Origin of the sequence: Dolichospermum sp. LEGE 00246, assembly GCF_015207865.1 — a bacterium.
Lineage (GTDB): Bacteria > Cyanobacteriota > Cyanobacteriia > Cyanobacteriales > Nostocaceae > Dolichospermum > Dolichospermum heterosporum.
The window spans coordinates 1-8800 of sequence record NZ_JADEWA010000215.1; the positions used below are offsets into that span (position 1 = coordinate 1).

Consider the following 8800-nt stretch of genomic DNA (forward strand, 5'->3'; position numbering starts at 1 on the left):
CAATTATACTTAGCCTTAGCCCCCTCATCGCTTGCGGGGAGGGGGTTGGGGGTGGGGTTCTTTTACCTCATAACACCGGAAAGTGCTGTATTGCATCAAGCGTCATCACCGCCATAGCAAAAGTTAATTAAACTTTCATCTGTACTTGATGTTAGCTTTATTTTTCCTATGTTAGACTTGCCTAAGTTCTAGAAACTCAACACCCAGTATTTTTTAGGGTGATCACATAGAGCAGGTTGTCAGGGATTTTGATGAATTTTATCCATCTAGGATAACTCAATCTTCAAGCAGATCATCAGTAATCATTTGTCTGTCGCCATCAAGCACAACAATTACAAAAATAATCCGGGATGTCAATTTACCTGGCTCAATTAATTTGAATTGGGCTAACTTTATATAAGTAGTGAGACAGAATTAATTACACAATATCATTGCGTAAGCGTGGCGTTAGCCATATGGAACGAAGTGAAATGAAGCAATCGCCAAGGTTATGATTGCTTCCCTTCCCTCGCAATGACTGTAAATATTTTTGTCCAATTACTTAGCTTGATTGTAGTCTTGCTGATGAATATTTGTAGCATCCTAACTGGGTACGTCTTTTATCCAACATATCAAAAATATCTTTTCCCAACTATTGAGGTTGATTAATTCATGGTTAATAGTATTAGACAAACCGTTCGGGGAATAGTTTTTACAAATCGCCACTTAGCAAGACTTTACTATTTTTTAAGTTTTTCTCGCCCAGTTTTACCACAATGGGTTGGTGCTGATTACTACCGCGAAAAATCATCTTGGGGATTACAACCAGAACGTTGTCCATGTGATCTTGAATTAGTTGAATATTTACAAAATCATAATATCCAAGATCAAACTATCTTTCATTTTGGAACAGGTTCTCATCATATTCTAGGATTGGCAAATCAGAAATTTTCTCAACCCAATGAAATTATTGGGATTACCGCTTCTGCACCCGAACATCAAGAATATATCCGATTATCGCTTAAAGATCGTCTACTGTTCAAGTATTACAAAGTTCTCTGTACAGATATATACACCTTGACAGACCGTTCTTTACCCATGCTCGATGTCATTTCTCTGTTTCATCTCGGCGAATTTTATATGCCTGAAGAAGCACCTTTTTTGCATCATAATGAAGAATCTCTTCTAGGGATGTTTCTGAGTAAACTCAATCCCAATGGCAAAATTCTCTTCTATACAAAATCAATTGGTTGGGGTCATGCTCAACCAATAATTGAATCATTTGTAAAACAGGGAAAGATGCACAAAATTGAAGAATACAAGAACTTATTGGTGTATGCCAAATGTAGTCTAAACTGATCCAGATAGCAATAAGCAGTGAACACTGTTCACTGTTCACTGTTTACTGTTTTACTGTTCCCTGTTCCCTGTTCACTGTTTACTGTTCCCTGTTCCCTGTTTACTGTTCCCTGTTCCCTGTTCCCTGTTCCCTGTTTACTGTTCCCTGTTCCCTGTTCCCTGTTCCCTGTTTACTGTTCCCTGTTCCCTGTTCCCTGTTTTACATGAAAGATGCTGGAAAAGCCTTGAGTTTAAACATCTTCAACAAACTCCGTTAAGAACCTAAACGCCTTCAAAATATAATTGGCACAATCTTGGGGAGAGCTATTATAAAATGATGGCCATGCACTGGCTTTATCTTCATCATAGCGATCGCTCCTATGGGGATGATTTTCCAACCACGCTAACCGGACTGCGTGACCGATTAACACATCTAAAACTATATATTCCTCAATTTGCAACTTAGGGTTATTAGCCACGATTGCAGCCAATTCCATCAAGGCTTCTACATTAACTTGGCGATATTCTGGAGCTTCAATTTTATTCAGCAAGTGTTCAACTAATAAAGCAAAATTTCTTTCTCCTGCTGTCATTTCCGAAAGCATAATTTCACTTTCTAACCGATTCCGTCGTTCCAATTTATCGCCAATAACTAAACCTTTGCAATGCTGCATTAATAGCCAAACTTGTTTAAAAAAGTCTTTAGTTACGCGATTTAATGCCCCTTCTGCTTGACGAAATCTCCGCCAACCATCAGGAGGAACTTCTACTTCTTCACTAATTACAGGTAGGACAACCCAAGCAATGTCACTTTCTTTTTGTTTAACGTGCAATGATTCCTGTTGACGTAATAAACTACTCACCCCACTATATCCAGTTAACACTTGACGCAACCGCATTTTTACTTCAAAAGGTGATAGCTGCATTAATCTTTCATAAGCTTCATCTTGGGTGAGGATAAATTCTCTGGCTATATCGCTAGTAATCAAAAGAATCAAATAACCAACCCTTAATGTGAGAAATCCACGAAATAATTCTGGTTCTGATTTGATTAACACACCAAGATAAATGAGAATTTCTTGGGTTAAAACTCTATCTCGTATATCCTCACGACAGAAGTTATTAATTTTCTCAGTAATCTCAATTCCAGATATAGGAACAACTATCAAAGAAGCTTGACTATAAGCCCTCCCAACTGCAATTTGCTTACCTTGCACCAAAATACTCGTTATCGCGTCTGATAAGCCAATATCGAGCATTTGGCGTAAACCCGCAGCCCGTCGCACCACCGCCCACAAACCTAAATCTCCGGCTTTAATATAAACTTCATCAAGTAAATCGGCTACAGTGACAGCATGGGTAGGACCCGCATAGCCTGTATCAAATTCTAAACCCTGTAACCGAGTTAAAGTTTGCAGTAATTCAATTTGCTCATAAATATTTTCTGATGAGCGCAAATATTTTAATAATAAATCTAAGTTAGTTTCACATTCCATTTGGAATTCTTGGGTATGTCCCAAAGACCAACTTTTTTCTAAATGAGAAGTCAGGTAATAACAACGGATTCCCCGATTTGCAACTGATGATTGAGAGAATTGTGCATCTGATAAAAAATCAATTCTTTGAATTGCTGCTGTCAGCATTAATTGATTGAGTTTTCCTAATTTTACATGGACTCCGTTACAAATACCATCTTTGAGTTCTTGCATTAATTCTAATAATGCTTCAGAACCAGTTTCTAGCATAGTCCGAGTAATCATTAAAGTCAAAGTCGGACGACCTAAATCACTCCAGTATTTTTGAATATAAGCCAATTCACCTCTAATTTGATCTACTAAAAAATGATAATCAAGAGTTAAATAAAACTGTTGAGAATCTAGGAATGATGGTAAAAAGACAACTGTTTGCTCTCGAATCCGAAAGAACCTTGATATTGTTAAACTTCTCAGTCTTCGCAAAGGACGACCCGTTAAACCCAATTGATCATTTCTGCCAATTTGCGTATAAATTTGGGAAAGTTCTTCAGATTTTCTAATTTGAATTGGTGCAACTTGGGTAGGAGTTTGGGTTTCAATTCCATATACTTCTAATTGCGTTTGTAGAGCTTCATCTTCTGCTATTAAAGCAATTTGAACTAAAGCACTGCGCTGTTTTCCAACGTTTAAATGTCTTCCCAAAGGATCAATATCTCCCAATGAGATTAAGCCTTCGCTTAACATTTCACCCAAATAATATAAGCTTTGCGCCCAAACCAAAGGAATATTTTCATTTGGTAATCTTAACTGAGACTGAGGATTTAATTTCTCAGCTTCTATATTTTCTTCAGAAACATAATAAATTTCTGGTAATAGCTGTAACCCATTTTGTTCTACCAACAATAATTGTAGAAGTTGCTGATATTTCTCAACTTGTGCTTGTTCACCCCGAAATAAACCATCAAGAACTAAATAAGTGAAAAATAATGGCCATTCACATTCAATATGTTCAAATTGTTTAAGTTCACCAGGTTCATAGTGGAGGCGTTCGGTGTCTTCTAAAACGGTTTGATGTCCATCTCGCAAAAACCGTTTACAACCATATTTTCCCTCAAGTTTACTAATAATTTCATTCAAGGTGCGTTCTCGTAACTGCTCATCTTTCACCGCAAAAGCGGGATAACTAATAATACTTAATAACGCCGCATCAATTTCTTTAGAACCTGATTCTCTAGGTAATAATGATTCTAAAGTAATTCTGGCTCTAGCAATTTCATCTGGTAAAACATGAATTACTGATGCTTGACTACCATGAACACCAAATAAATTTAATCCATTTATAGATTCTAAAGCGGCTTTAGCCATTCCCAAGGAACTAGCGTTTAATTCTGCACTACCATGATTAATTTTATTCCCCCGTTCCCAAATACCAAAATCCGGTGTTCTGTAAGCTCGACCAATATAATAAACTAGGTTTTGGACAAAGTTCACTTCATCTAATGTAAAAATAATTGATAATCCACTGGCGGTCATTTGTGCCAACATCAATAAAAATATAGAGGTAGCGTCAAGTTGCAAATGTCCCCATTCATCATCACCGACGACTATATCACCTGTAGCTGTATTGTATTTGGCGTGAAGTCCATCTAATAAAGATTGTGTATGTTTAAATGTTTCAACTTTATGGGATTGTCGCATCATAGAAAACAACAACCCTCGCATTAATTTAACCACACTATGCTCTAGCTCATAGGTTCGCCCATCATCATGATCTAATTTGCGATAGGCTAAAGCTAAACCCCAAACGGCTAAAATACTATACACATTATCTCGCACCCACGCATCCGTATAATCGCCATGAGCAGTAATAGCGGTACTCGCTGGTAATAAACCAGTAATCGGGTTTTGACGCGCTAAAATAATTGTCTTGATTTGCTGATAGTAAAAATCTAAGCGTGTTAATGGTGTGGTGGATGTGTTCATTATGGTGATGAGAAAATTTAACTTTGTTGCTGTGAGGTTGATAAATAAAAAAGTTGTATAATTCCCTCTTTTGGTGTATGTAACAATCATCAAGAAGAGAATTTATTTTGGGTAGGATAGACTACAATTATAATATGCGACGTGACTCTATTTCCTATTATTTATTTCAAACATATCCAACCATACTGTTTGAGTTATTGCCAAATCCTCCCGCAAATGCGGCTAATTATCGCTTTGATTCGGTAGCGGTGAAAGAACCAAAGTTTGAAATTGACGGGGTGTTTTTACCACCAAATTTACTTTGCCATAAGGTAGTTTCTGTTGTTGAATATGGCGTAATTTCTATAGAAGGTTTGATAATTGCATTGGCAAATTCATCTACTTGATTTTTTAGTTCTAAGAACATCCCATACAATTCATCTGGAGTAAAATCTTTGTTATTTTCATCTACTGGGACAGATTCGACATCATACCAACCATGTGTGAGTAATTCTTGAATACTTTCGTTAAAAAAGGCTTCTGCTTCGGCTTCAGAAGAGAATTTATGTAGTTCTTGATAATGGGTAACGTTGTAGCCGTCGAGGTGAATTGAGGTTCTCAGGGAACTTAATCTAAATATTTTATTTGATTTCATGATAATTAACCTTAGATGTGATAATGAATGATCTTGGTAATATTTGAAAAGTCTTTCTTTTATTTGGGGACTTCCAATTAAAAAAATACCCAAAAATTTCTTGTGGTTCAGTCCGAAAAGCCCGCTAATCATCAAGGACAGGCAGGATGCCCATCCCACAAAATTGGGTAATTTATTTTTTAGTGTTCCCTTGTAGTAAGTATTATTTTAAAATCATATTTTGCCAAATACTCCAGTTTCATTAATTCGGAAAACGTGCAGTTTGACATTTGGGTATTTTTGATGTGCTTGTTGTGCGGCTAACAAGGGATCTTCATTAATAAAATATTCACGGCTATTTGGCTCAATTGCTATGTACCAGTTATAGTGAGTTTTAATGAGTTCTGCTTGTAACTGCTCAAAAATTACTTTGCAGTCTTAAGACAATGTTTCCCGTTCAGTCTGCCATTGTGCTTTTTGTTCTTGAGTCCATTGAATTTCCGGGAAGATTCTGCCCCTGCGGACTGTATGAGTAGATTTTGTTTCTGGCATAATTTGTTATGTATTACTGAAAATATATTATATTTTATCGCATTTTTGATTAATTTTTTCCTAATTGATATGTTTAAATTTGTCAAGATAAAAAATTCGTAATTGATAATCCTAAAATTACGAATTACGAATTACGAATTATGAATTAAGCTGTAACTTTAGCTAATGCCTTTTCTACAGCTTTTAATGCTTGCTTGATTTCTGCATCTGTGACAATGAGAGGAGGAACAAACCGCACTACTTTAAGACCTGCGGGAACAAGTAATAAACCTGCGTCCATTGCCGCTTTGACGACTTCAGGGGCTGTTAAAGGAATATTGGCTTTGATTTCCATGCCGTTGATTAAACCCCAACCGCGCACTTCTGAGATATGCTGAGGATATTGACGAGCGATCGCTCTTAATCCTTCTCGTAAATGTGCGCCCTGTTCTCTGACATTCTCTAAAATATTCTCTTTTTCCAAAGTCTCACACACACTCAGCGCCACACCACAGACAAAGGGATTACCGCCAAATGTACTTGCGTGTTCTCCGGGTTGGAAAATATCGCAGAATTTCTTACTCATCATCGCACCGATGGGAATACCACCGCCCAAGCCTTTCGCACTGGTGAAAATATCTGGTTCTACTCCCAAATGTTCATAACCCCATAATCTGCCACTGCGTCCCATTCCAACCTGTACTTCATCAAAAATCAACAAAATACCGGTTTCGTCGCAAATCTCCCGTAACCGCTTAAAGTAGGCAATATCCCCAGGACGAACGCCACCTTCTCCCTGTAATGGTTCAATTAAAATTGCCCCTACCCGATAATTACCTTCATCTAATTCAGTAACAGCGGCTTCCACTGCTCTAATATCGTTGTAATTTACATAGTGGAAACCAGGAACTAAAGGATCAAAATGCTTTTGATACTTTGGTTGTCCAGTGGCAGTCACGGTGGCTAAAGTCCGTCCGTGAAAACTGGCATGGGCAGTTAAAATGATCGGGTGGGCAATTTCTAGGACAGTGTGGGCATATTTCCGCGCTAGTTTAATGGCGGCTTCGTTGGCTTCCGCACCAGAATTGCAGAAAAATACACTATCTGCACAGGAATGATTAACAATCCATTTCGCTAATTCACCCTGTTCAGGAATATAGTACAAATTAGAAACATGATGCAATTTCTGGATTTGTCTAGTTACAGCCTCTACCATTGCTGGATGGGCGTGTCCTAGAGTACAAGTGGCAATACCCGCGACAAAATCCAGGTATTCCTTGCCCTGACTATCCCAAACACGGCAACCAGCACCTCGTTCCAAAGCCAAAGGAAAGCGACTGTATGTAGACATAACAGCCGTATCAAAGCTATCAACATCAAAAGGTGTAGATGGCATAATACCTGACTCCGGGGGGTTCGTGGCTTGTTCAATTAGAGTTTGGACGCTCACTACCGCTACTCCTGAAAAGCTTTTATCGTAATACTTTACTAGGTTCTGGGAAATATGAACAAAATTTTTGATGATTTTAAGAGAAGTCACCGAGTCAGGAGTCACCGAGTCAGAAAGAAAGAAGAAAGCCTATTCCCTATTCCCTATTCCTTGACTTGAAAGATTCTATATTCTGAATCTTGATATTAGAAGTTTTTCAATTCTAAATTCTAAATTCTAAATTCTTAATTCTTAATTGCCTGTGTATTCTACCCTTGAACAAAAATATCAACGTATTCAAAAGGAGTTAATGGCTGGGGCGCTTGCTTTAGCTGGTATTTTCCTAATCGGGACTCTATGGTATTCCCTGGTTGAGGGCTGGAGATGGGAAGATGCGGCTTATATGACTGTGATTACTTTGGCAACTGTCGGTTATGGAGAAACTCATCCATTGGGTAGTCGTGGGCGGTTGTTTACCATTGCCTTGATTTTAATGGGTGTGGTCAATCTTGGTTATATTGTCAATAGATTTACAGCCGCAGTCATTGAAGGTTATTTTCTAGAAGGAATTCGACTCCGACAACAAAGGCGTTTAATGGAATCATTATCAGGACATTATATTATCTGTGGATTTAGTCGCACTGGGCGACAAATTGCTAAGGAGTTTCAGGCTGAAGCTGTTTCTTTTGTGGTGATTGATTCGGAACTAGAATCTGTCCAAAAAGCCCAGGAAATTGGTTATATTGTTTTTCAAGGTGATGCGACATTAGATGATACTTTGTTAAAAGTTGGCGTTACTAAAGCAATTTGTATTGTCGCGGCTTTACCTTCAGATGCGGAAAATTTATATACTGTCTTATCAGCAAAAACGCTGAATCCAGAAATTAGGGCGATCGCTCGCGCTAGTACGGAAGAAGCGGTACAAAAGTTACAACGTGGTGGCGCAGATGCCGTAATTTCACCGTATATTACTGGCGGCAAACGCATGGCAGCAGCAGCCCTCAGACCGCAGATTTTAGACTTTGTGGATGGGATTCTCTCCGGTACAGACCGCCAGTTATACATGGAAGAATTTTTACTAGATCCGGGTAGGTGTCCCTTCGTTGGTCAAACTTTACAAAAAGCCAAATTGCGATCGCAATCAGGCGCATTAGTTCTGGCAATACGCCGCCTTGATGGTAAACTCATTGGTGGTCCCACTGGTGAAACTGTTTTAATGTCGGGAGATACCCTAATTTGTATGGGTACGGCTGAACAATTGCGGGGTTTAAATCAAATTCTTGGTCCGATTAATTCTACTCCCCTAAAACGTCCGAAAAATAGCTAAAAGCAGACTTATTTTGCAAGTTGGAATATCTACTCTCTCAAAGATCCTCCGACTTCTTTTTAAACTTATAAATACAGCACTTCCCGATGTTATGAGGTACAAGAACCCCACCCCCAACCCCCTCC

Annotated in this window: 5 protein-coding genes and 2 pseudogenes; 3 read left to right on the plus strand and 4 right to left on the minus strand. The window is 38.3% G+C overall.

Annotated features, from left to right (window positions below; translation table 11 throughout):
- Window positions 1-651: 651 nt before the first annotated feature.
- A complete protein-coding gene (locus IQ228_RS14835; RefSeq protein ID WP_027400825.1) occupies window positions 652-1338 on the plus strand; it encodes a hypothetical protein in 687 nt (228 codons plus the stop codon).
- A 230-nt stretch (window positions 1339-1568) separates the two neighbouring features.
- On the opposite strand, the gene IQ228_RS14840 is transcribed toward IQ228_RS14835, so the two are convergent.
- Window positions 1569-4775, minus strand: coding sequence for a glycoside hydrolase family 15 protein (locus IQ228_RS14840; RefSeq protein WP_193963330.1), 3207 nt, complete (start codon window positions 4773-4775; stop codon window positions 1569-1571).
- A gap of 134 nt (window positions 4776-4909) precedes the next feature.
- Between IQ228_RS14840 and IQ228_RS14845 the strand changes: the two are divergent.
- Window positions 4910-5068 (plus strand): annotated as a pseudogene (locus IQ228_RS14845) (DUF2887 domain-containing protein); the annotation flags it as partial.
- Here IQ228_RS14845 and IQ228_RS14850 read toward each other — a convergent pair.
- The 3 genes and pseudogenes from IQ228_RS14850 to IQ228_RS14860 form a co-directional block, all read right to left on the minus strand.
- Window positions 5002-5409, minus strand: coding sequence for a hypothetical protein (locus IQ228_RS14850; RefSeq protein ID WP_228043883.1), 408 nt, complete (start codon window positions 5407-5409; stop codon window positions 5002-5004). The pseudogene IQ228_RS14845 and the gene IQ228_RS14850 sit on opposite strands and share 67 nt — an antisense overlap.
- Before the next feature lie 213 nt (window positions 5410-5622).
- Window positions 5623-5940 (minus strand): annotated as a pseudogene (locus IQ228_RS14855) (hypothetical protein).
- 145 nt (window positions 5941-6085) lie between these two features.
- Window positions 6086-7369 carry an aspartate aminotransferase family protein gene (locus IQ228_RS14860; RefSeq protein WP_193963332.1) on the minus strand — a complete coding sequence of 428 codons (1284 nt, stop codon included), beginning with the start codon at window positions 7367-7369 and terminating at the stop codon, window positions 6086-6088.
- Between the two features lie 241 nt (window positions 7370-7610).
- On the opposite strand from IQ228_RS14860, the gene IQ228_RS14865 reads away from it, so the two are divergent.
- Window positions 7611-8675: a TrkA family potassium uptake protein gene (locus IQ228_RS14865; protein WP_306459822.1), complete on the plus strand. Its 1065-nt coding sequence runs from the start codon at window positions 7611-7613 to the stop codon at window positions 8673-8675.
- The last annotated feature ends 125 nt before the right edge of the window (window positions 8676-8800 follow it).

Coding starts and splice junctions, on each gene's coding strand:
- IQ228_RS14840 (WP_193963330.1), bottom strand. CDS start 4,775: ATGAACACATCCACCACACCATTAACACGCTTAGATTTTTACTATCAG.
- IQ228_RS14850 (WP_228043883.1), bottom strand. CDS start 5,409: ATGAAATCAAATAAAATATTTAGATTAAGTTCCCTGAGAACCTCAATT.
- IQ228_RS14835 (WP_027400825.1), top strand. CDS start 652: ATGGTTAATAGTATTAGACAAACCGTTCGGGGAATAGTTTTTACAAAT.